The organism is Micromonospora sp. LOL_025, assembly GCF_048060285.1.
In the GTDB taxonomy this organism is placed as follows: domain Bacteria; phylum Actinomycetota; class Actinomycetes; order Mycobacteriales; family Micromonosporaceae; genus Micromonospora.
On sequence record NZ_JBHMIR010000013.1, the window covers coordinates 33,211 to 54,894 of the forward strand.

The window sequence follows — 21,684 nt, forward strand, 5'->3', positions numbered from 1 at the left end:
AGCGGACGAGGCCGGTCGGAACGGCGACACGGCCAGTCCCGTCGGCCTCTTTTCCCATCGTGGCGGGGGGTTTAGTGTGTGGGGACGGGGGAGGGCAACCCCCGTCCCCACCATTGCTGCACACGCACGGGCGGAATTGGCGTCCTGTCGTGCGTGTCGCGCGGGAGCCGGGCCACGCGAGTGGCTAGAGGATCCACCTCCCTCCGTGTCGGTGGGAATGGCTGACGGCGGTGTCCGGGCTGGCCCGCCGTCAGCCCTCGGGCTGACTCCCCGGGCCCCGTCGTCGACGAGTCCCGGGTGATCTTCTAATTGCACCTCCGTCGATGGAAGCGCTCCCATCGACTGATGCTGCGACTGTAACGCCCGTCACGGCTTTGTGAAAGCCCCAAAACGAGATCGAAACATGTTGCTGCTTCGGTGCGCCTCCGGCCATTGTGGGAGCGCTTCCATGCGTGGCACACTGTCGCCACCGCGACGCGGAGCCAGATCGCGCAAGCGTGGGTCGCCGAGGGCAGCCGGTCGTTCTCCGGTACGGCATCCGACGCAGTCGGTGGAGCAGCCGCCCCGCAGGGGGCGCCGCCCGCCGTACCCCCGGCCTCGGGCCGGGGCGACCACCATCCCCGGGCGCCCCGCATCCCCGTTCGCGGGAGGGCGCCCCGCCGGGGCCCTTCGTCCCCGGCCAGGTCCGAGGAGACACCGCGCACATGAGAAATCTGGCAAGACGTCGCCGCCTGGCGATGGTCGCCGCCGCCGCGCTCGCCGTCGGCGGGGTGACCCTGCCGGCCGGCGCCGCACAGGCCGCCCCCGCCTGCGACGTGGTCTACGCGACCAGCGACTGGAACAACGGCTTCACCGCCAACGTCACCATCAAGAACCTCGGCGACCCGATCAACGGCTGGACGTTGAAGTTCGCCTTCCCCGGCGACCAGCGGGTGACCCAGGGCTGGTCGGCCAAGTGGAGCCAGACCGGCAACCAGGTCACGGCCGTCAACGAGTCCTACAACGGCAACCTCGGCACCGGCGCCTCGACCAGCATCGGCTTCAACGGCGCGCACGGCGGCACCAACCCGAAGCCGACGTCGTTCTCGGTCAACGGCGTGACCTGCGGCGGCGCCCAGCAGCAGCCGCCGACGGTCGGGCTCACCGTGCCGGCCGGCCCCTTCGAGGCCCCCGCCGACGTGCCGCTGAGCGCCACCGCCAGCGACCCGGACGGGACGATCAGCAAGGTCGAGTTCTACCGCAACGGCCTGCTGGTCAACACCGACACCACCGCCCCGTACGGCTACACCCTCGAAGACCTGCCCGCCGGCGCGTACACGGTGCAGGCCAAGGCGTACGACAACGCGAACCTGACCGCCACCGCGGAGAAGTCCTTCACCGTCACGGCGGCGTCCGGGCCGGTGCTGGTCGCCACCCCGTCGGCGGTGAGCGTGACCGAGGGCGGCAGCTCGACGGTCAACGTCAAGCTCAGCGCCGCGCCGACGGCCAACGTGCCGGTCTCCCTCGCCCGCACCGGCGACACCGACATCACCGTCTCGCCGGCCTCGGTGACGCTGACCCCGAGCAACTGGAACACCGGGGTGAACGTGACCGTCGCGGCGGCGGAGGACGCCGACACGCTCGGCGGCACCGCCACCGTCACCGCCTCGGCCACCGGCTACGCGCCGCTGGCGATCACCGCCACCGAGATCGACAACGACAACGGCGGCGGGGACAACACCTACGTCAAGCGGTTCCTCGACCAGTACGGCAAGATCAAGAACTCGGGTTACTTCAGCCCCGAGGGCGTGCCGTACCACTCGATCGAGACGCTGATCGTCGAGGCGCCCGACCACGGCCACGAGACGACCTCCGAGGCGTTCAGCTTCTGGCTCTGGCTGGAGGCCCAGTACGGGCGGGTGACCCAGAACTGGGCGCCGTTCAACAACGCCTGGAACGTCATGGAGAAGTACATCATCCCGTCGCACGCCGACCAGCCCACCGCGGGCGCGGCCGGCACCGCGCAGTACGCCGCCGAGCACGACCTGCCCAGCCAGTACCCGTCGGCGCTGGAGCCGAACGTGCCGGTCGGCCAGGACCCGCTGCGCTCGGAGCTGCAGAACACCTACGGCACCGGTGACATCTACGGCATGCACTGGCTGCTCGACGTGGACAACACCTACGGCTACGGCCGCTGCGGCGACGGCACCACCCGGCCGGCGTACATCAACACCTTCCAGCGGGGCACCCAGGAGTCGGTGTGGGAGACCGTGCCGCAGCCGTCCTGCGACACCTTCGCCCACGGCGGCCGCAACGGCTACCTCGACCTGTTCGTCAAGGAGGCGAACGCACCGGCGAAGCAGTGGAAGTACACCAACGCCCCCGACGCCGACGCCCGCGCCGTGCAGGCCGCGTACTGGGCCCTGACGTGGGCCAAGGAGCAGGGCAAGGAGGCCGACGTGGCGGCCACCGTGGCCAAGGCCGCGAAGATGGGTGACTACCTGCGCTACGCCATGTTCGACAAGTACTTCAAGAAGATCGGCAACTGCGTCGGGGCCGCCACCTGCCCGGCCGGCACCGGAAAGGACTCGGCGCACTACCTGATGTCCTGGTACTACGCGTGGGGCGGCGCGTACGAGCCGAACCAGAACTGGTCGTGGCGGATCGGCTCCAGCCACAACCACTTCGGCTACCAGAACCCGTTCGCGGCCTGGGCGCTGACCAACGTCAACGAGCTCAAGCCGAAGTCGCCGACCGCGGTCACCGACTGGACCAAGAGCCTGGAGCGGCAGCTGGAGTTCTACACCTGGCTCCAGTCCGCCGAGGGCGGCATCGCCGGCGGCGCGACCAACAGCTGGGGCGGCCACTACGGCCAGCCCCCGGCCGGCACGTCGACCTTCTACGGCATGTACTACGACGTCGACCCGGTCTACAACGACCCGCCGTCGAACCAGTGGTTCGGCATGCAGGCCTGGTCGATGCAGCGCATCGCCGAGCTGTACCTGGAGACCGGCAACGCCAAGGCCAAGGCGCTGCTCGACAAGTGGGTGCCGTGGGCGATCGCCAACACCACGCTGGGCACCAACTGGTCGATCCCGTCGGACATGAAGTGGACCGGCCAGCCGACCACCTGGAACCCGGCCAACCCGCAGCCCAACACCAACCTGCACGTCGAGGTCACGGTGAAGGGCCAGGACGTCGGCATCGCCGCCGCCTACGCCCGCACCCTCATCGCGTACGCGGCGAAGTCGGGCAACGTGGCGGCGAAGAACACCGCCAAGGGGCTGCTGGACGCGCTGCACGCGGCCAGCGACGCCCAGGGCGTCTCCACGGTGGAGAAGCGCGGCGACTACCGCCGCTTCGACGACGTCTACGACGCCAGCACCGGCCAGGGCCTCTACGTGCCGCCGGGCTGGACGGGGACCATGGCCAACGGTGACCCCATCGCCGCAGGCAAGAGCTTCCTCGACATCCGCTCCTTCTACAAGAACGACCCGGCCTGGCCGAAGGTCCAGGCGTACCTGGACGGCGGCCCCGAGCCGGAGTTCAAGTACCACCGGTTCTGGGCCCAGGCGGACGTCGCCATGGCGTACGCCGACTACGGAAAGCTGTTCCCCAACGGCTGACCGACTCCTCCGGGTGGGTGGCGCGGCCCGCCCGCCCGGAGGCCGGCCGGGCGGGCCTGGGGGAACGGAGACGCCCGGTCGGCGGACGGCCTGACTCCCACGGTCAGGCCGGGGTGGGCCGGTCAACCGGCCGACGCAGCGGGGCAACCGGCCCACCCCACCGCACCCGGATATGCACCGGGTGCGAAAACGCCCGAAAAACCGGCCACCACGGGATCACGCGCGGGGCCGGGACGGAGTAACGTACGTCACCGGAGAGGCCGCTCCCCCCGTGGCGGCCTCTCCCTTACTTTCCCGCCGGCTCCACCGCAGCGGTGGCCGGCACGACCGGGTGCCGCAGCCCCGGGTGGCCGGCCGGCAACGACCGGCGCACCACCACCCAGCTCACCGCGAGCACCGCCGCCACCAACGGCCAGGACAGCGCGACCCGGGCCACCGTCAGCGCGACCACCTGGCCGCCCAGCCACAGCGGCAGGAACACCGCCACCCGCAGCACGTAGGACGCCGCCCAGACCCAGCTGCCCCGGCCGTACGCGCGCAGCAGCGCCGGATCCCGCCGCCACCGGGTCCGCTGGCCGAGCGCGACGCCCACCACCATCCCGAGCAGCGGCCAACGCACCACGATGCTGACCACCCAGGCGAGGGTGCTCGCCGCGTTGGACAGCAGTTGGACGAGGAAGAAGTCCTCGGCGCGGCCGGTGCGCAACGCGACCAGCGCGGCCACGCAGACGGCCAGCAGCCCGATCAGCACCGAACGCGGCCGGTCGCCCCGGTGCAGCCGCCAGCCGGCCAGCCCGGCGCCGGTGACCACCGCCGCGCCCACCCCGCCCCACAGCGAGTGCCCGCCGAGCAGCCAGCCGAGGGCGAACGCCACCGGCGGCAGGCTGGCGTCGACCGCGCCCCGGCGCCCGCCGAGCAGGTCCGCAAGCGTCTCCGGTCGGTCCGTCGGGGCCGCCGCACGCTCCGGTGTACGCGTCACCGCACCCTCCTCACGTCCGCCACCAACCTAGCCGTACCCGAGCGACAGGCCACCCGCCGACCGGGCTGCGCCTGCCGCTACGGTGTGCGGGTGCGAGCGACGGCGAGGGGTTGGACCGCGGTCTGGTTGGTCGTCCTGGCGATCGTCCAGGCGGCGGCCTTCCTCGCGGTGTGGCGGGTCGCCGTGCACGTCGAGATCGGCCAGTGGGTCGACACCGTCGCCCTGACCGGCAACCGGATCGGGCAGGACCGCATCGACGGTCCGGTGGACCGCATCCTCAACGCCATGTCGGTCGTCTCGCTGCTGGCGGCGACCGCGGTGATCGGCTTCATCGCCCTGATCCGGGGCCGGATCGCCTTGGCCGTCACGGCCACCCTGCTGATCGCCGGCGCCAACGCCACCACCCAGTTGCTCAAGTACGGCCTGACCCGACCCGACTTCGGCATCGACCCCGAACGGATCTACGCCGGCAACAGCCTGCCCAGCGGGCACGCCACGGTCGCCGCCTCGGTCGCGGTGGCCCTGGTGCTCGTCCTGCCGCGCACGGTACGGGTCTTCGGCGCGTTCCTCGGCGCCGGCTACGCCGCGGTCGCCGGGGTGGCCACCCTCTCCGCCGGCTGGCACCGGCCCAGCGACGCGGTGGCCGCGTTCCTGGTGGTCGGGGTCTGGGCGGCGCTGGCCGGGCTGGTGCTGCTGATCACCCAGCGGGAACAGGCGCAGGTGGAGTCGGCCGACGCCCACCGGGTCGCCGCGACGGTGCTCGGCGTCGGCGGCGTACTGGCGGTGGTGGCCTGCGGGTTCGCCCTCGCCTGGCTGGTCGACCTGCGCGGGACCCCGCCCAGCGAGCTGGCCCGTCGGCCCCTGCTCGTCGCCTACGCCGGCACCGCCGCCGGGATCGTCGGCACGATGGGCGTGGTGATGGCGTTGGTGCTCGCCGCTGTGCACCGGCTGGTGCCCCGGGTCAAGGGCTGACCGCTCAGCGGGAGTAGGTGCCGACCATCGTCCCGCGCGCGAGGTCCCGCTCGACGAGCAGGCGGTGCACCTCGTCCGCCCGCGGCGTCCCGGGCAGCTCCAGCGGCCGGTCCAGCGCGTAGAGCCGGAAGAAGTACCGGTGGGGATCGTCGCCCTGGGGCGGGTGCGGGCCGCCCCACCCGGTGGTGCCGAAGTCGTTGGGCCACTCGCGGCCGCCCATGGGCACGCCGCCCTCCGGCGACCCGGCGGAGCTCGGCGCGATCCCGGTGACCAGCCAGTGCAGGAACGGCGTCCTGCCCGCGTCCGGGTCCTCGACGAAGAGGACCAACTCGGCCGTGGACTCCGGCACCCGGTCCCACTCCAGCGGCGGCGACACGTTGCCGCCCTCCTTGGAGAAGCGGGTCGGCAGCATGTCGTGGTCGTTGAACGCGGTGCTGCGCAGCATGATCCCGGCCATCCCTGGCGCTCCTCTCGTCGGCCCGGCCGCGCGTACCCGCCGGGGCGACGCCGAAACGGGCGAACCCGGTGTGAGAGGGTCGACGGCGGAGGGTGCGGGACGGGGGAGGACCGTGGAGAGCGTACGGGCGGCGTTCCGGGACGAGTGCGAGCGGCTCGGCGAGGTGCTGCGCGGCGTCGACGAGGCGGATCTCGACCGGCCTACCGACTGCCGGCCGTGGACCGTACGCGAACTGCTGGCCCACGTACGCACCGGCGCGCACCGGCTGGTCGACATGCTCGCCGCGCCGGCCCCGCCCCGCGCCGAGGTCGACGCCGCCGCCTACTACGGCGCCGCCAAGTTCACCCCGCCGGTGGACGCCGCCCGCGTCGACGCCGGCCGGCGGGAGGCCCGCGAACTCGACGGTCCGGCCCTGGTGGCCGACTTCGACCGGGCCTGGCGGGCCGCCCTCGACGCCGTCGACGCCGCACCGCCGGGTCGGGTGGTGCGCACCCGCCACGGCGACGCGATGGCGCTCGGCGAGTTCCTGCGTACCCGCGTGGTGGAGGTCGGCGTGCACGGCCTGGACCTGGCGGCGGCGCTGGACCGGCGGCCGTGGCTGACGCCCACCGCGGCGGAGGTCGTCGCCGACCTGCTCACCGGCGGGCGGGCGGTGCCGCCCGGGTTGGGCTGGGGCCGGCTCACGCTGATCCGCAAGGCGACCGGCCGGGCCGGCCTCACCGACCGCGAGCGGGCCGTCGTGGACGCCGCCGGCTTCCGCTGGCTCTCCTTTGGCGGCTGATCCGGGCAGGCCCCGATCCTGGCCCGTGCCCGCCGCAGGGCCTGTCCCGCCGCCCGGCAGGGCCCGTGCCCGCCGCGCGGCCCGGGGACCGGCACGGCCCGACGCGCGGGTCAGGCGTCGGCGCCGAGCGGGTCCGTCTCCGGGCGCGGGGCGGGCACGTGCGGGGCGGCCTTGCGCAGGTGGTCCAGCACGACGGGGTCGATCCGGCCGGGCACCAGGCGTTCCTCCAGGTTCTCCAGGCCGGCCCAGGAAAAGAGCGCCTCCTCCGGCCGCGCCGGGTCGACCGGGTGGCCGAGCGCGCCCAGCAGCGCGCCGACCTCGGCGGCGACCGCGCCCGTCAGGTCGAGCAGGGTGGCCGGGTCGGGCCGGCTGAAGAGCAGGGTGTGCACCGCGAGCAGCCGGCCCAGCTCGGTCACCGGATCGGGGTGGTCGTCGACCCGCAGGTCGACCAGCACGTCGCCGGTGCCGTCGTACCCGCCGCCGCGCTCGACCACCAGCAGCCCGGCGCTCTGCCGGCCGCGCCGGTCGCCGCCGGCCTGGTCCCCGGCGCACAGCGCGGCCAGCAGCCGGTCGGAGAACGGCAGGGCCGTCCCGCCCAGCCAGGCGTCCCGGACGGCGTCGATCACCTGCGGGCCGACCAGGATGTTGCCCTGCGCCGCCCAGCCGTCGCCGGCCTGGCCGCCGGCCCAGGGGTGGCAGGCGGGGCCGGTCCAGGTCGCGCCGGCGCCGGTGGCGGCGACCACGCCGAGCTGGCGGTGGTCCCGGTCCGGGTCGGCGGCGACCAGCCCGGCCACCACGTCGGCCGCGGCCACCCCGGTGCGCAGCAGCGTCAGCCCCTGCGGGCGGTAGGCGAGGTTGACGTGTGCCTGGGTGGCGAGCGCGCCGACCTCGGCCTCGGCGGCCGGCACCAGCGCGCCGGCGGCCAGGAACCGGCTGGCCACGACGACGCCGTGCCGGCGGCCGTCGTCGGAGCGGGCGACGAGCGAGAAGGTCACGCCTGGAGACTAGTTCCAGCGGAACAGGAACGCGGCGACGGTCGCACCGACGACTGCGGTGATCGCCAGGCCTGCCAGGTTCGACGCGTCGACCGGGGCCCCCGCCCAGGCGCTGGAGAGCGCCTCGACAGTGGCGCCGAACAGCAGCCACGAGGCGGCCCGGGCCACCGGCTCCGGCAGGGAGGCGGTGCCGCCGAACAATCCGCCGACGGCCCCGAGGGCGAAGAAGGCGATCAGGCCGATGGCGACCGCCGAATTCGGGGTGGGCGCCACCGAGGCGACGATCATGCCCAGCCCGTACATCGCGGCCACCGAGAGCCCGACCACGGCGAGCGCCATGCCGACGTCGGCCGGCGGACGTGCGCCGAAGCCGACGACAGCGACGGCGTACGCCAGTCCGATCCCCGCCACCACCTGCGCCAGGCTCACCACCATCTGGGCGACGAGCACCATCGCCGGCGACGCCGGGGTGACCGCGAGCCGGCGCAACACCCCGCTGCGGCGGTAGTAGGCCAGGAAACTCGGCATGTTCACGATGCCGATCGTGGCGAGGACGATGGTGAAGACCAGCGGGAGGACGAAGAGGTCCAGCGCCGAGCGCCCGCCGGCGACCTCCTGGTCACCGGCGGTGGCGGCATTCATGACCAGGATCAACAGCGGCAGCCCGATCGGTACGACCAGCCCGGCCGTGTCCCGGACGACCATCTTCGCCTCGCACCCGATCAGGGTCAGCCACGAGCCGGCCCCGGGCCGTCGTACGGTCACCTCGTTCATGCGTTCTCCTCCGTGACGAGTTCCTTGCCCGTGAGGCGGACGAACGCCTCCTCCAGGTCTGCGACGCCGGCCCGGGCGACCAGCCCGGCCGGTGTGTCCAGGGCGACGATCCGGCCGGCGTCGAGCAGCACGACCCGGTCACAGAGCCGTTGGACCTCGTCCATCGCGTGGCTGACCAGCAGCACGGTCTCGTCGCGCAGCCCCTCCACACCCGCCCAGACACGCCTGCGGGCACGGGGATCCAGCCCGGTGGTGAGTTCGTCGAGGATCACCACCCGCGGGCGGCCGACCAGGGCGAGGGCGATGGAGAGGCGCTGCTGCTGGCCGCCGGAGAGCTTCTCGAACCGCGTCCTGGCCTGCCCCCGCAGGTCGACCAGGTCGAGCAGTTCGTCGGCGGACCGCGGATCGGGGTAGAAGCTGCGGTAGAGGCCGAGCAGCTCACCGACGGTGAGCGCCGCGTGCAGCTCGGCCTTCTGCAACTGCACGCCGAGCAGCCGGCGTACGGCGGCGCGATCCCGGCGCGGGTCCCGGCCGAGCACCCGGACGCGTCCCCGGTCGGGGACGCGCAGGCCGGCGATCAGCTCGACCATCGTCGTCTTGCCGGCGCCGTTGGCGCCCAGGACGCCCAGCACCTCACCGGGGGCCACCGTCAGGCTGACGTCGTCGACGGCGACGACGTCGCCGTACCGTTTGTGCAGGTTGTCGACCTCGATGGCAGCTTGGCTCATGCTCCCCATGCTGGCCGGCGCGACCCGCCCGCCGCCTGTGCCGGAGGTCAGCCCCGCCGGCCATGACTTTCGGCACCCGTGGTCCGCCGGCCACCGCGGCTAGGGTGGCCGCATGCGTCGGCTCGGACTCGATGAGTGGTCCGGCCTGGTGATGCTCGTCGTGTGCGTGGGTGTCGGGTCGCCGGTGATGCTCGGCCTGGTCGAACCCGACATCCCGGCGCCGGTGTGGGTGGGGCTCTTCGTGGTCACCCTGGGCGCGGCGCTCGTCGCCGTGGCCGATTGGGGAGCACCGGTGCTGAGGTGGGCGGCCTACGGCACGGCGGTGGTCGCCGGTTGGGGCGTGGTCGCGACCGCCCCTCGGGCCGGCATGCTGCCGATCCTGCTGGTGGTGATCGCCGCCCTCGGGCCGGAGGCCCTCCGGCTGCCGGTAAACCTGCTGGTGGTCGCGCTGAACACGGCCGTGATCGCCCTGACCGTCAGCCGGGTCCACGACGGCCCGGTCGAGCCGCTCGCGTCCGGGGTGTTCTACGGGCTGATCCAGATCGCGACGACGTTCAGCGTCACGGCGGTCCGGCGGGAGCAGCAGCACCGGCGGGAGCTCACCCGGGCGCACGTGGAGCTGCGGGCGGCCAGCCTGCTGCTGGCCGGGTCCGCCCGCACGGCGGAACGGCTGCGTATCTCGCGCGAGCTGCACGATCTGCTCGGCCACCAGCTCACCGTCCTCACCCTGGAGCTGGAGGCCGCCCGGCACCGGGAGGGCGACCCGGCGCGCGAGCACGTCGTACGGGCCGGCAGGGTGGCCCGTGAGGTGCTCGCCGACGTCCGCGACACCGTCAGCGCGCTGCGCGCCGGGTCCGCCGCCGACCTGGCCGAGGCGCTGCGCGACGTCGGTCGCGACATCCCCGGACTCGACGTGACGGTCGAGGTGGGGGAGGACGTCGAGGCGGACGAGGAACAGACCGCGGCACTCGTCCGGGCCGTACAGGAGATCATCACCAACACCCTCCGGCACGGCTGCGCGCGCGAGCTGGGAGTCACCATCGTCCGCGACGGTGCCGCGATCCGACTGGCCGCGGTCGACGACGGGCAGGGCGCGCGGAACGTGCTTCCCGGCAACGGGCTGCGGGGCCTCGCGGAGCGGTTCGCGGCACTCGGTGGGGAGATCACGTACGACGGCAGCTCGGGCTTCCGGGTGACCGCCCGGATGCCGGCCCGGTGACCGGCATGGTCCGTCGAGACGACCCGGCCAGCCGAAACGACCGGAGTGCCGGCGTGACCAGGGTCGTCGTGGTCGACGACCAGACGCTGGTCCGGCAGGGCATCCGCACCCTGCTCGACATGGCCGGCATCGAGGTGGTCGGCGAGGCCGACGACGGCGAGACGGCCCTGGACGTGATCGACGAGACCCGGCCCGACGTCGTCCTGCTCGACCTGCGCATGCCGCGTCGGGACGGCATCTGGGCCCTTCGGCGGCTACGGGAGCGCGGGACGGACGTACCGGTGCTGGTGCTCACCACCTTCGACGACGACACCCTCGTCCTCGACGCGCTCCGCGCCGGAGCGCGGGGCTACCTGCTCAAGGACGTCACGCTGGAGCAGCTGACCCGGGCGGTCGAGACCCTCGCCGCGGGCGGAACGCTCATCGCGGTGTCGATCACCGACCGGCTCCTGCGCGCCATCCGCTCGGCGCCGTCCCCGATCGGGGTGAGCGCCCCGCCGGCGCAGGAACTCACCGAGCGGGAGCTGGACGTGCTGCGGCTGGTCGCCGAGGGCTACACCAACCGGGAGATCGCCGGCCTGCTCTTCCTCGCGGAGGGGACGGTCAAGAACCACGTGTCGGCGATCCTGCTCAAGCTCGGCGCGCGGGACCGCACCAACGCGGTGCTGCGGGCGCTGCACGAGGGCGTCCTGCGGTAGCGCCGACCGGGGCCTGTCCGCCGACGCGTCCGGTCGCCCGGGCCGGCGGGAGTTTCGTCCGGGGTGCGCGAGGCGGAGGACCCTCGCGCCACCGCTGCGCCGCAGCCACGCGCACGTTTGAGGGCTTCGATGCATGTGGGATCCCCGACGGGATCTTGCTCTGCGCCACGCCGAGCGGGCACGATCGACCGATGACGACGCGTTGGGGCATGACCGTACCGCTGGACGGCATCCCGCTCGCCGAGCACGCCGCGGTCTACGCGGCCCTCGACCGGGCCGGATTCACCGACGTCTGGTCCTCCGAGGTCAACGGGGCGGACGCGTTCACCCCGTTGGCGCTGGCCGCCGCCTGGCAGCCCCGGCTGCGCCTGGGCACCGCGATCACGCCGGTCTTCACCCGGGGCCCGGGCCTGCTGGCGATGAGCGCGGCGGCGCTGGCCGACGCCGCCCCCGGCCGGTTCGCGCTCGGCATCGGCGCGTCGTCGCCGGTCGTCGTCCGCAACTGGAACGCCGTGCCGTTCGACGAACCGTTCCGGCGCACCCGCGACGTGCTGCGGTTCCTGCGCGCGGCGCTCTCCGGGGCGACCGTCGACGAGGAGTACGACACCTTCGCCGTGCGCCGCTTCACCCTGGACCGCAGGCCGGCCGTGCCGCCGCCGGTGCTGCTCGCCGCGCTGCGCCCGGGGATGCTGCGGCTGGCCGGCGCCGAGGCCGACGGCGTCATCCTCAACTGGCTGGCCGCCGCCGACGTGCCCCGGGCGCTCGCCGAGGTCGGCGAGCGGCGCCCCGGCTACGAGGTGGTCGCCCGGATCTTCGTCTGCCCGACCGAGGACGCCGCGCACGCCCGCGCCCTGGGCCGCCGGCTGATCACCAGCTACCTCACCGTCCCCGCGTACGCCGAGTTCCACCGCTGGCTCGGCCGGGAGGAGGTGCTCGGGCCGATGTGGCGGGCCTGGGCCGCCGGGGACCGGCGCGGCGCGGGCGCGGCGGTGCCCGACGAGGTGGTCGACGCGCTGGTGCTGCACGGCTCGCCGGAGCACTGCCGCGAGCAGGTCCGCCGTTACGCCGACGCCGGCGTGGACGTGCCGGTGCTGGCCCTGCTGCCCACCCCCGAGCTCGCCGCCGGTGGCGCGGCGGCGCTGGCGGACCTGATCACGCGCCTGGGTGGGGGTGGGTCGCGGTGAACCTCACCGACCGGGTGGCCGTGATCACCGGTGGGGCCGGCGGCATCGGCTCCGCCCTGGCCCGCCGCTTCGCCGCCGAGGGGGCCGCCGCCGTGGTGGTGGCCGACCTCGACGCCGACGCGGCCCGCGCCGTGGCCGACGGCCTCGGCCCGGTCGCCCACCCCGTCGGGCTTGACGTGACCGACGAGGAGCAGGTCCGCGCGTTGGTCGCCGACACCGAGCGGCGGTACGGGCACATCGACCTGTTCTGCGCCAACGCGGGCGTCACCTCCGGCGGCGGGATGGAGGTCGACGACGCCGGCTGGGACCGCGCCTGGCGGGTCAACGTGCTCTCCCACGTCTACGCGGCCCGCGCGGTGCTGCCGGCGATGCTCGCCCGGGGCGGCGGCTACCTGCTGCACACCTGCTCGGCGGCGGGCGTGCTGACCTCGGTCGGCGACGCCCCGTACGCCACGACCAAGCACGCCGCCGTCGGCTTCGCCGAGTGGCTCTCCGTCACCTACCGCGACCAGGGCGTCCGGATCAGCGCGCTGTGCCCGCAGGGCGTGGACACGCCGATGCTCGCCGACGGGCTGGCCGCCGGTCACCTGGGCGCGCGGGTCGTGGCCGCCTCCGGCGCGGTGCTCACCGCCGACCAGGTGGCCGACGCGGTGGTCGCCGGCCTCGCCGAGGAGCGCTTCCTGATCCTGCCGCACCCCGAGGTCGCCGGGTACGCCCGCCGCAAGGCCGAGGACCCGGACGGCTGGCAGTCCGGCCTGCGCAAGCTCGTGCGCCGTTTGCGTTCCTGAGACCCGGCCGCGCCGGTCCGGCTCGCCCGCCGCTCGGCGTGCGGGGTCTGGTCGCGCGGTGCTAGAAGCTGCTGAGGAGCTTGACGAACGCGTCGTCGATCCTCGCCGGGTCGCGGGCGTCGAACGCCTTGCCCGCCGACGCCTTGGCGATCCGGTCCAGCGTTCCGAAGTCGGACTTCTCGTCGAAGGCGATGCAGAAGATCTTGATCGGCCGTTCCGGATCCAGCGCGACATCCTTCAGCAGCCGGGCGAGGTTGTTGTCCTTGGTGTACTCGTTCGTGCCGTCGGTCAGTACGACCACCGCGTTGATCCGGGACTGGTCGTAGTGATCGAGCATGTGCCGGTGCGCCGCCCGTACGGTGGCGTACAACGCGGTGCCGCCCTCGACGTGGAGATTGTTGATCTCCTTGGTGAGCGTCTTCTGGTCGAAGGGCGACAGCCGGACCTCCTCGCTGTACGGCGACTTCGGCCGCTGCGGGGTCTCGGACGAGAACGACCAGAGCGCGACCTTGTCCTCGGAGTTCAGCAGGCCGAAGCCCCTGGCGGCGGCCCTGGTCGCCACCTGGAACCTGGTCAGGTCACCGATCTTCGCGTTCATCGAACCGGACGTGTCGACGGCCACGAGGATGTTGGCCTTCTTGCGCAGCGTGCCCCAGCCGGTGAGGATCGCCTTGACCACGGTGGGATCCGGCGGGTCGAAGTAGGTGAGGTTCTCGGTCTCCCGCCCACCGACGGCGGCGATCAGCGGGCCGGACGCGTTCCGCTCGTGGTCGCGGAAGCCGTGCCGGCTGAAGCTCTGCTGCTGCGGCGGCTCCTAGAGGAACTTCAGGAAGTCGGCGGCGGCGTCACGCTGCTCCGGGCTGGCCGAAGGGAGCACCACGTACGGGTGGTCGAGGTTGAAGGTGCCTTCCTTCGGATACAGCGCGACCAGCGGGACCCTCGGCTTCTCGCCCGGGGTCGGGCTCAGCTTCCCCTCGTTGTACTGGTAGACCAGCTCCTCCTGCGTCACCACCGCGCTCATGTCCGTCGGGGCCGCCGCGTCGGCGCTGGACAGGTCCGCCTCGGCGCGGTCCTTCAACAGGTCCACGATGTCGTCGCTGTAGTGGGACACGTTGGCCTCGATGCGGCGGACGAACTGGGTCACCGTCGGATTCGCGACGTCGCTCTCGGTCAGGTCGCTGGCCCGGCTGATGGCCGCGTAGTAGCTCGCGATCGTGGCCGCCAGCCCGGAGGTGGACAGGTTCGGGTTGACCTTGCCGAAGCTGAACCGGCCCCAGTCGGGGCGACCGAAGGTGGCCCACCCCGTGCGCCCGGACGAGCCCAGGACCTCACCCCAGCCGAGCGGGCCCTGTTGCTGGAGGTGCTTCCCCTTCGACTGCGGCATGGCGATCACCAGCGGGCTGTTCGCGATCGACGGGTACCGGCCGGGGGTCTGCGCCGGGCGTCCGGCGGCCTCGTCCAGCAACTTCAACTGCCCGGTCCACAGGCTCGACGTCGGCAACCACACCTGCGGCCGTGGCAGGTCGGGCTGCTTGGCGGCCCAGTCGCCGGCCAGCGCATCCGTCGAGGCACCGGAGGCGAGGCCGTGCACGCTCACCACGGCGCACCGGTCGCCGACCCGCCGATCGCTCTTGTTGTAGCGTTCCGCCAGCTCGCCGAGGAGCACGTCCTTCTCGATCGACGCGCTGACCTCCAGCGGTGTGCACCCGACGTCCGCCGCCGGCCGGACGATCAGGTAGGCCGCCGCGATGACCACGGATCCGGCCACGATGGCCGCGGTGTACGGCAACCACGGCCGGGCAGTCGGTCGACCTGAAACCATCTGGTCCCTCCAGGGGTTGCCCCTGTCAGCCAAGCCATTGTGACTTCACCGAAACCTCGCCGAGCCGAGCCGAGGCCGGGCGACGGACGACAGAGGTATGGTGTCACGGCCCGCCAGCCCGAAAGCCACTCGCCTCCGGCGTGTCGTGTCGTCTCGGGGTTGGCCCGGCAGCAACGATGGCGGTGGATCCCTCGCGCGAGAGGGCGGTCAGTGGCTCGTCCGCCAGCAGCCGGTCGCGTTGACCGGTGCCGCAGCGCCGCTCACCGGCGGACGATCTGACCCACGCGCGGCGCGTCCGGCCGGCGGGCACCTCCAGCCGGGCGCGCTCCAGGGCGTCGGGCGCGGATCCGGTGCGGACGTCGGGCCGTTCGCCCGCGACTTTGGTGGACCGCTGGCCGTCGGTGGGGTGCGGTTTTCCGCACCCCGGCCGTTGCGGTCGGCCCGCTGGGGCCGGCGGTCGACCTCATGGTCCGGGCCGTGCTGAGTTCATAGCGTCTTCGGCATGATCCGTTTGTCGCAGGTGTCGATGCACGCTGGCTGGTTGGCCGAGGAGCCGGATCCGTCACAGGGCGGCCTGGTCGGGTTGGTGACCGAGCTGACGGAGCGGCTCGGCGCCCCCGGTGTCGGCCTGGCGGTCGCGTTGGAAAACCTGATCCCGCCGATCCCGAGCGAGGTGATCCTGCCGTTGGCGGGGTTCACCGCCGCGCAGGGCAGGAGTAACCTCTTCGCCGCGATCCTCTGGAGCACGATCGGTTCGGTGGTGGGCGCGGTGGCGCTGTACCACGTCGGCGTCGCGCTCGGGCGGGACCGGGTCCGCGCCATCGCGGCGCGGTTGCCGTTGGTCAAGGTCGGCGACATCGACCGGACGGAGGCGTGGTTCGCCCGGCACGGGGTGAAGACCGTCTCCCTCGGACGCATGATCCCGATCTTCCGCAGCCTCATCTCCATCCCCGCCGGTGTGGAGCGGATGCCGGTTCCCACGTTCCTGCTCTACACCACGTTGGGCAGTCTGATCTGGAACACCCTGTTCGTGCTGGCCGGCTACCTGCTGGGGGAGAACTGGCACTCCGTCGAGCCGTACGTCGGGACGTTCCAGAACGTCGTCATCGTGGCCGGCGCGCTCGCCGTCGGATACTTCGTCGTCTCCCGGCTGGTCAAGGCGCGCCGCCCGCGGCCGGCGGCGGGGAACGAGGTGGAGGCGGACAGGTTCGGACCGTGCGGGTCGGTCGCACCCGCCGAGCGGAGCTGCCGTGCGCGTAGTCCTCGCCGAAGACTCCACCCTGCTGCGCGAGGGGCTGGTCCGCCTCCTCGCCGACGAGGGACACCAGGTGCTGGCCGCCGTCGCGGACGCCGACCAGCTCGTCACCGCCGTCGAACAGCACCGTCCCGACGTCGTCGTCACCGACGTCCGCATGCCACCCACCAACACCGACGACGGGCTGCGGGCCGCGCTGGACATCTGCCGCCGTTGGCCTGACACCGCCGTGCTCGTCCTGTCCCAGTACGTCGAGAAGCGCTACGCCGCGAAGCTCCTCGCCGACCGGTCCGAAGGCGTCGGCTACGTCCTGAAGGACCGCGTCGCCCAGGTCGAGGAATTCCTCGACGCACTCGACCGCATCGCCGCCGGTGCCACGGCGCTCGACCCCGAGGTCGTCCGGCAGCTCGTGTCCGCCACGAGCCACAGCGACCCGCTCAACCGCCTGACCCCGCGGGAACGCGACGTGCTGCACCACATGGCTCAGGGGCACACCAACGCCGCCATCGCCGAACGCCTGCACGTGTCGCAGAGCGCGGTCGAGAAACACATCAACACCATCTTCGACAAGCTCGACCTCTCCCACGTGACCGGCTACAGCCGCCGGGTCCTCGCGATCCTGCGCTACCTCGGCTCCTGACCGTCCAGGACCGCCGGCCCGTACGGGAAGGCTGCGTGCGGGGCTCGCGCCACGGCGTCGCCGTTCACAGGCGGACGATCTGACCCACGCGCGGCGGCGTCCGACCGGCGAGCACCTCCAGCCAGGCGCGCTCCAGGGCGGCGGGCCCGGATCCGGTCCGGACGTCGAGCCATCCGCCCACGACCCCGGTGAACCGCTGCCAGGCGTCGGTGAACCGCTGGTCGAGCCCGTCGCGGCCCCAGTCCTGGCGGCGCTTGCGCATCTGCACCGGGGCGAAGAACACCTCTCCGGCGGCGTCGGCGTTCGGGATCTGGGTGGTGAGTCCGACCGCGACGTCGCGTACGAGCCGGTCGCCGAGGTGCTCCCGTAGGGCGGCCCGGGTGGCGGGCGCGCCGGACAGGTCGAGGTAGGCGGTCGGTACGGCGTCGAGGGCGTGGATGTCGTCGTAGGAGACGACGTCGTCGTAACAGCCGAGGGACCGGGTGAACGCGAGGTTGCCGGGGGAGGTGAGCCCGACCAGGCGCGGGCCCCGGCCGTGCAGCTCGAAGGCGGCGGCGTACGCGGTCTTGCTCGACGCCGACGACAGCACCAGCGACTGCGCCCCGTAGAAGTCGTTGTCGACGACCTGGTCGGCCAGCATGAAGGAGGTGAAGAACAGCGGCCGGAACAGGACCAACAGGTCCTCCTGGTCCTCCCGGTACGCCGGGTCGCCGGTGGTCGCCCGGTACACGTTGTACGGCGAGGGCAGGTCGGCCCGGTGCCCGCTCGCGTCGCGGAACCCGGAGGCGTCCACCCGGTCCGGCCGCACGACCAGGTGACCCGCCGGCGGGAGGTAGCCGTAGACCCGCTGCCCCGCGGCGACCCCCTCGACCGTGGACTCGACCACCTCGGCGAAGCCCCACAGCGGCGGGAGTCCCCACTGCGGCCCGAGCCCTCGGGGGCCGGGCGGGAAGAACCGCCAGTACCGCATCGAGTCGCCGAGCACCGCGTAGGTGACGTTGTTGGCGGTGAGGCCGACGCGGTCCACCCGCAGCAGTGCCTCGCCATCGGCGAGGGTGGGCGTCGTGCCTTCGACGAGGGTGGTCCGGCTCAGGTCGGCACGGGCCACGGCGAAGGTCCAGGAAGCAGGCATGGACCGACGCTAAGCAGACCGCAGCGCCGGGACAAGTGCACTGTGAGTGCAAAATCCCACTCGCGGTCCGGTTGACGGAGCACGAGCTCAGCGGTGCCAGCGGAGGGGACCGGGGCGCACGGACCAGAGGAGACGCCGCCACCAGGTGCGGGCGGCGCGCAGCGCGGCGACGTAGGCGCCGGCCGTCGTGACGGCCCGCGACGCCTGCTCCGCCGTCGCGGTGCCCGGCGCGAACGCCGTCTGGTTGAGCAGCCCCGCCAGCTCCTCGACGTCCGTCCCGGAGGGGAGGACGGCACGGGCGTGGGCGGCGACCTCGGAGGCCGAGAGGTCCCCACCGGCCGGGTGACCGGCCAGCCGCAGCGCGTCGGTGACCTCCCGCCAGGCGCCGGCGATCCGCTGGGCGGGGTCGCCCCGTCGCAGCCGCGCCCGGGTCAGTGCCCGGCGCATCAACAGCAGGGCGAGCAGCGCGGCCACGACCAGCAGCAGCACGCCGCCCGTCCCGCCGCCGACCAGCAGCGCCGTCGACGGTCCGCCGGAGCCGGCCGGCCCGCCCGGCGCCGCCGCCGGCTGCGGGGTCGCGGTCGGCTCGACCGTGGGCTCCGGCACCTCCGACGGGGGCGGCTCCTCGGGTGCGGGGCGGAAGTCCTCCTCCACCGGTCGCGGTTCCTCGTCGGGCCGGGGCAGCGGGTCGAACGGCACCCAACCCAGCCCCTCGAAGAGCACCTCCGGCCAGGCGTACGCGTCGCCGGCCCGGACCGGACCGTCGCCGGCGGCGCGGAAGCCCACCACCACCCGGGTCGGCAGCCCCGCCAGCCGACCCAGCACGGCGAACGCCGCCGCGAACTGCTCCGAGGTGCCCCGCTGGCCGCCGGCGTTGCGGGGTCCGAAGAGGAAGAAGTTCAGGTTCGGGTAGGCGTGCCCGCTCGGCGCGTCGGCGACGAGGCGGTAGTGCTCGGCGAGGAACTGCTCCACGGCGGCGGCCCGCGCGTACGGGGCGCCGTTGGACTCGGCGAGCTGGGCGGCGAGCCGGCGCAACGGATCCGGCACCCCGTCGGCGACCCGCAGCACCCGGGCCACCTCCTCGCCGGCCGGCACGTCCGCCGTGCCGAGCAGGTTGGCGTCCGGCGTCTCCAGCGCCGACGTCACGCTGTAGCGCAGCCCCGGGGTCAGGCCCTCCGGGCGGATCAACGTCCCGGTCGTCGGGTCGTACGCCACCCGGGCGCCGGTGACCTCGCGCGGGGTGGCGACGGCGGGCAGCAGCCGGCCGCTCAGCCCGGCGACGGTGATCTCCTGCCGTACCGTCTCCACGGTGCTGTCGCGGGCCGGCGCCGTGGCGGGCAGGATCCGCCCCGCGTTGCGGTATGTCGCGCCGACCCGCCAGGTCACCCCGTCGTAGTCGCTGAGCACCGCCAGCCGGATCGGCACGGGGCGGCCGGCCTCGGGCCCGGGAATGGCCCCCGGCTCCTCGGCCGGCACGGAACCCGGCGGGCCCGATCGCTGCGTGCGCACGTCGAGCAGTTGCTGACCCGGGTTCAGCGCCCAGCCGGAGATCCGGATGAGCGGGTTCTCGTCGAGGGTCTCCACCCGCGGCGGCTCGACGTACCGCCGAGGGTCCACCGGCCGGCCGTCGACCTGGCCGGCGAGCAGCGGACCGAGCAGTGCGACCAGCCCGACCACCACGGCGAGGCCGGCGGCGGAGGCGGCGGCGAGCCGGGCCCGGACGGCGGCGCGGACCGCCGGCGCCAGGCCGGCGGCCGGGTCGACGCCGGCCGTGGCCGTGCCGCCCGCCGGCACCGCCAGGCCGAGCGCCGCCACGGCCACGAGGGCCAGCGTCGGCCCGATCGCGGGATCGGCGTTCGGGCCGACCACGTAGAGCGCGGCGGCGTAGAGCAGCACCGGCGGCAGGTAGCCGAGCAGCACCCGGCCCGCCCGCATCGCCACCTCCGCCCCGGCGAGACCGGCCAGCCACGCGGCGACCAGCGGCACCAGCACCGTGTCGGGGGTCGGCTCCACCGGGATCATCGCCGTCAGCAGCCGGGGGATGCCGTTCGCGGCGGCGTCCGCGGTCACCTCGGCCAGACCGCCGGGCAGCTCGGCGCGGGTCGCGGTGAGGCGCAGCGACCAGGCCGTCCAGCCGGCCATCGCGAGCACCGAGACGGGTGCGACCAACCACGAGGGCAGCCGGCGGGCGGCCACGCTGACCAGCACCGAGCCCACCGCCGCCCCGAGCACCAGCCAGGTCAGCAGCGGGCCGGCGTAGACCCGGCCGAGCACCGCGCCGGCCAGGCCGGTCATCGCGATCAGTGCCAGCGGCACCGGGACCGCCCGCAGCGCCCGCCCCAGCCGGGCAACCCCACGGACGCCCTCGGCGCGGCCACCGCCGTCACCACCGCCGGCCCCGGCCGGGCCGGTGGGTGCCGTCGTGCCGCCCCCGCCGGCCGGCCGCCCCGCCGCGCCGTCGCGCGCGTCGCCGGCCACCGTCACCACCTGCGCACCCCGTCCCACTCGGCGGCGAACGCCGCCCCGTCCGCGGCGTCGATCACCACCAGGCCGGCCGCGCCCGACGGCGCCGGCTCCGTCGCCCCGAAGATCCCCACCACCACCGACGGGTACGCGGCCCGCAGCGCGCCCACCGTCCCCAGGTCGTCGCGGCCCCCCGGCCCGGTGAGGAAGACCAGCGTGTCGCCGAGCCGTTCCCGCCGCAGCCGGGTGGTGGCGGGCTGAAGGTCGCCGTCGTCGGCGAGTCCCGCCGCCGCGAGCCGGTCCAGCGGCCCGTGCGCCGCCGCGTCGTCGCCCGCTGCCGCGAGGCCGGCCGGCTCCGGCGCGACCAGCAGCAGCACCACCGGCAGGCCCTCGCGGTACGCGGCGACGAGCACCGAGGCGGCGGCCTCGCACGCCGACTCGAACGACTCGGCCACCCCGTCGAGGCGCTGCGGGTGGGCGCCCGCCCGGTTGTCCAGCAGCACCACGATCCGGGGCAGGCTGGTGTCCACGTTCTCCCGCACCATCAGCTCGCCCACCCGGGCGCTGGTACGCCAGTGCACCCGGCGCAGCTCGTCACCGATGACGTACTCGCGCAGTGAGTCGAAGGTGATCGATCCGTGCGGCACCTTGTCCACCCGGCCGTCGAGGCTGCGCCCCGCGCCCGTGGGCACCGCGTTCAGCGGGTGCACGCGCGGGTGCACCCAGACCGGCACCGTGCCGCCGTACGGGCGGGCCAGCGCCACCAGGCCCAGGGGGTCGCGCCGGGTCACCCGCAGCGGCCCCACCGGCACCACGCCCCGACGGGCGGTCGGCACCTCGTAGCGGACCGTGGTGTCCCGGCCCGGTCGCAGCCGCAGCAGCGGCACCGGGACCGCCAGGTCGCCGCACCGGTCCTCGGCCACCAGGCTCGCCGCCCGCAGCCGCCCCGCGTTGCGCACCGTCAGGGTCATGGCGGCCGGCTCGCCCCGCGCCACCCGGTCCGGGTCGGCGCTGCGGGTGACCTCCAGGCGGGGCCGCCACGCCGCGCTCAGCACGGCGTAGCCGACGGCGATGCCGGCCGCCGCCCCGAGCAGCGTCAGCTCCGGGTACGCGAAGCGGAAGCCGACGCCGAGCAGCACGACGGCGGCGACGAGCAGCCCGACACACCGGGCGGTGAGCGCGGACACCGGCG

18 protein-coding genes and 1 pseudogene are annotated in these 21,684 nt (G+C 74.1%); 9 read left to right on the forward strand and 10 right to left on the reverse strand.

Features of this window, described 5'->3' with window-relative positions; all coding sequences use genetic code 11:
* The first annotated feature begins 713 nt into the window (after positions 1–713).
* Positions 714–3,605 carry a glycoside hydrolase family 48 protein gene (locus ACFHW0_RS17780; RefSeq protein WP_416609160.1) on the forward strand — a complete coding sequence of 964 codons (2,892 nt, stop codon included), beginning with the start codon at positions 714–716 and terminating at the stop codon, positions 3,603–3,605.
* A gap of 286 nt (positions 3,606–3,891) precedes the next feature.
* Here the strand turns inward: ACFHW0_RS17780 and ACFHW0_RS17785 are convergent, their stop codons facing one another.
* Entirely contained in the window at positions 3,892–4,584 is a 693-nt protein-coding gene (locus tag ACFHW0_RS17785; protein ID WP_416609008.1) for a DUF3159 domain-containing protein, read from the reverse strand.
* Positions 4,585–4,668: 84 nt separating this feature from the next.
* On the opposite strand from ACFHW0_RS17785, the gene ACFHW0_RS17790 reads away from it, so the two are divergent.
* Positions 4,669–5,556, forward strand: a complete 888-nt coding sequence (locus ACFHW0_RS17790; protein WP_416609010.1) for a phosphatase PAP2 family protein — start codon at positions 4,669–4,671, stop codon at positions 5,554–5,556.
* Between the two features lie 4 nt (positions 5,557–5,560).
* Here ACFHW0_RS17790 and ACFHW0_RS17795 read toward each other — a convergent pair whose 3' ends face one another.
* Complete coding sequence (locus tag ACFHW0_RS17795; RefSeq protein ID WP_416609012.1) at positions 5,561–6,013, reverse strand: YbhB/YbcL family Raf kinase inhibitor-like protein; 453 nt, start codon at positions 6,011–6,013, stop codon at positions 5,561–5,563.
* A 70-nt stretch (positions 6,014–6,083) separates the two neighbouring features.
* On the opposite strand from ACFHW0_RS17795, the gene ACFHW0_RS17800 reads away from it, so the two are divergent.
* Complete coding sequence (locus ACFHW0_RS17800) at positions 6,084–6,794, forward strand: maleylpyruvate isomerase N-terminal domain-containing protein (RefSeq protein WP_416609014.1); 711 nt, start codon at positions 6,084–6,086, stop codon at positions 6,792–6,794.
* Positions 6,795–6,904: 110 nt separating this feature from the next.
* On the opposite strand, the gene ACFHW0_RS17805 is transcribed toward ACFHW0_RS17800, so the two are convergent.
* The 3 genes from ACFHW0_RS17805 to ACFHW0_RS17815 are packed head-to-tail and all read right to left on the reverse strand — an operon-like array spanning position 6,905 to position 9,291.
* Positions 6,905–7,789: a DUF1028 domain-containing protein gene (locus tag ACFHW0_RS17805; protein WP_416609016.1), complete on the reverse strand. Its 885-nt coding sequence runs from the start codon at positions 7,787–7,789 to the stop codon at positions 6,905–6,907.
* A 9-nt stretch (positions 7,790–7,798) separates the two neighbouring features.
* On the reverse strand, positions 7,799–8,563 hold the full coding sequence (locus ACFHW0_RS17810) for an ABC transporter permease (RefSeq protein WP_416609018.1): 765 nt from the start codon (positions 8,561–8,563) through the stop codon (positions 7,799–7,801).
* Positions 8,560–9,291 carry an ABC transporter ATP-binding protein gene (locus tag ACFHW0_RS17815; protein WP_416609020.1) on the reverse strand — a complete coding sequence of 244 codons (732 nt, stop codon included), beginning with the start codon at positions 9,289–9,291 and terminating at the stop codon, positions 8,560–8,562. Before ACFHW0_RS17815 ends, ACFHW0_RS17810 begins: the two co-directional genes overlap by 4 nt.
* A gap of 112 nt (positions 9,292–9,403) precedes the next feature.
* Between ACFHW0_RS17815 and ACFHW0_RS17820 the strand changes: the two genes are divergently transcribed.
* The 4 genes from ACFHW0_RS17820 to ACFHW0_RS17835 all read left to right on the forward strand — a co-directional run bounded on the left by ACFHW0_RS17820 (position 9,404) and on the right by ACFHW0_RS17835 (position 13,180).
* Positions 9,404–10,510 (forward strand): sensor histidine kinase, encoded by a 1,107-nt coding sequence (locus ACFHW0_RS17820; protein ID WP_416609022.1) that lies wholly within the window; start codon positions 9,404–9,406, stop codon positions 10,508–10,510.
* Positions 10,511–10,563: 53 nt separating this feature from the next.
* The gene (locus tag ACFHW0_RS17825) at positions 10,564–11,208 is read left to right on the forward strand and encodes a response regulator (RefSeq protein ID WP_416609024.1); all 645 of its coding nucleotides are present in this window, start codon (positions 10,564–10,566) and stop codon (positions 11,206–11,208) included.
* A gap of 209 nt (positions 11,209–11,417) precedes the next feature.
* On the forward strand, positions 11,418–12,392 hold the full coding sequence (locus ACFHW0_RS17830; protein WP_416609162.1) for an LLM class F420-dependent oxidoreductase: 975 nt from the start codon (positions 11,418–11,420) through the stop codon (positions 12,390–12,392).
* Positions 12,389–13,180, forward strand: coding sequence for an SDR family oxidoreductase (locus ACFHW0_RS17835; RefSeq protein WP_416609026.1), 792 nt, complete (start codon positions 12,389–12,391; stop codon positions 13,178–13,180). The genes ACFHW0_RS17830 and ACFHW0_RS17835 overlap by 4 nt, the downstream gene beginning before the upstream one ends.
* A 61-nt stretch (positions 13,181–13,241) precedes the next feature.
* Here ACFHW0_RS17835 and ACFHW0_RS17840 read toward each other — a convergent pair whose 3' ends face one another.
* Both ACFHW0_RS17840 and ACFHW0_RS17845 read right to left on the reverse strand, forming a co-directional pair.
* A complete protein-coding gene (locus ACFHW0_RS17840; protein ID WP_416609028.1) occupies positions 13,242–13,859 on the reverse strand; it encodes a vWA domain-containing protein in 618 nt (205 codons plus the stop codon).
* A 135-nt stretch (positions 13,860–13,994) separates the two neighbouring features.
* Positions 13,995–14,948: a substrate-binding domain-containing protein gene (locus tag ACFHW0_RS17845; RefSeq protein WP_416609030.1), complete on the reverse strand. Its 954-nt coding sequence runs from the start codon at positions 14,946–14,948 to the stop codon at positions 13,995–13,997.
* 580 nt (positions 14,949–15,528) lie between these two features.
* Here ACFHW0_RS17845 and ACFHW0_RS17850 point away from each other — a divergent pair.
* Positions 15,529–16,203, forward strand: a pseudogene (locus ACFHW0_RS17850) (DedA family protein); the annotation flags it as partial.
* 49 nt (positions 16,204–16,252) lie between these two features.
* Positions 16,253–16,897: a response regulator gene (locus ACFHW0_RS17855; RefSeq protein WP_416609032.1), complete on the forward strand. Its 645-nt coding sequence runs from the start codon at positions 16,253–16,255 to the stop codon at positions 16,895–16,897.
* 64 nt (positions 16,898–16,961) lie between these two features.
* Here the strand turns inward: ACFHW0_RS17855 and ACFHW0_RS17860 are convergent, their stop codons facing one another.
* The 3 genes from ACFHW0_RS17860 to ACFHW0_RS17870 form a co-directional block, all read right to left on the reverse strand.
* The gene (locus ACFHW0_RS17860; RefSeq protein ID WP_416609034.1) at positions 16,962–18,029 is read right to left on the reverse strand and encodes a DUF2855 family protein; all 1,068 of its coding nucleotides are present in this window, start codon (positions 18,027–18,029) and stop codon (positions 16,962–16,964) included.
* Between the two features lie 87 nt (positions 18,030–18,116).
* Positions 18,117–20,534, reverse strand: coding sequence for a DUF3488 and transglutaminase-like domain-containing protein (locus ACFHW0_RS17865; protein ID WP_416609035.1), 2,418 nt, complete (start codon positions 20,532–20,534; stop codon positions 18,117–18,119).
* Positions 20,510–21,679, reverse strand: a complete 1,170-nt coding sequence (locus ACFHW0_RS17870) for a DUF58 domain-containing protein (RefSeq protein ID WP_416609037.1) — start codon at positions 21,677–21,679, stop codon at positions 20,510–20,512. The genes ACFHW0_RS17865 and ACFHW0_RS17870 overlap by 25 nt, the downstream gene beginning before the upstream one ends.
* Between the last annotated feature and the right edge of the window lie 5 nt (positions 21,680–21,684).

Bases quoted from the DNA above. Each gene is read 5' to 3' on its own strand.
- ACFHW0_RS17820 (WP_416609022.1), top strand. From the start codon at position 9,404: ATGCGTCGGCTCGGACTCGATGAGTGGTCCGGCCTGGTGATGCTCGTC.
- ACFHW0_RS17815 (WP_416609020.1), bottom strand. From the start codon at position 9,291: ATGAGCCAAGCTGCCATCGAGGTCGACAACCTGCACAAACGGTACGGC.
- ACFHW0_RS17830 (WP_416609162.1), top strand. From the start codon at position 11,418: ATGACCGTACCGCTGGACGGCATCCCGCTCGCCGAGCACGCCGCGGTC.
- ACFHW0_RS17795 (WP_416609012.1), bottom strand. From the start codon at position 6,013: ATGGCCGGGATCATGCTGCGCAGCACCGCGTTCAACGACCACGACATG.
- ACFHW0_RS17810 (WP_416609018.1), bottom strand. From the start codon at position 8,563: ATGAACGAGGTGACCGTACGACGGCCCGGGGCCGGCTCGTGGCTGACC.
- ACFHW0_RS17860 (WP_416609034.1), bottom strand. From the start codon at position 18,029: ATGCCTGCTTCCTGGACCTTCGCCGTGGCCCGTGCCGACCTGAGCCGG.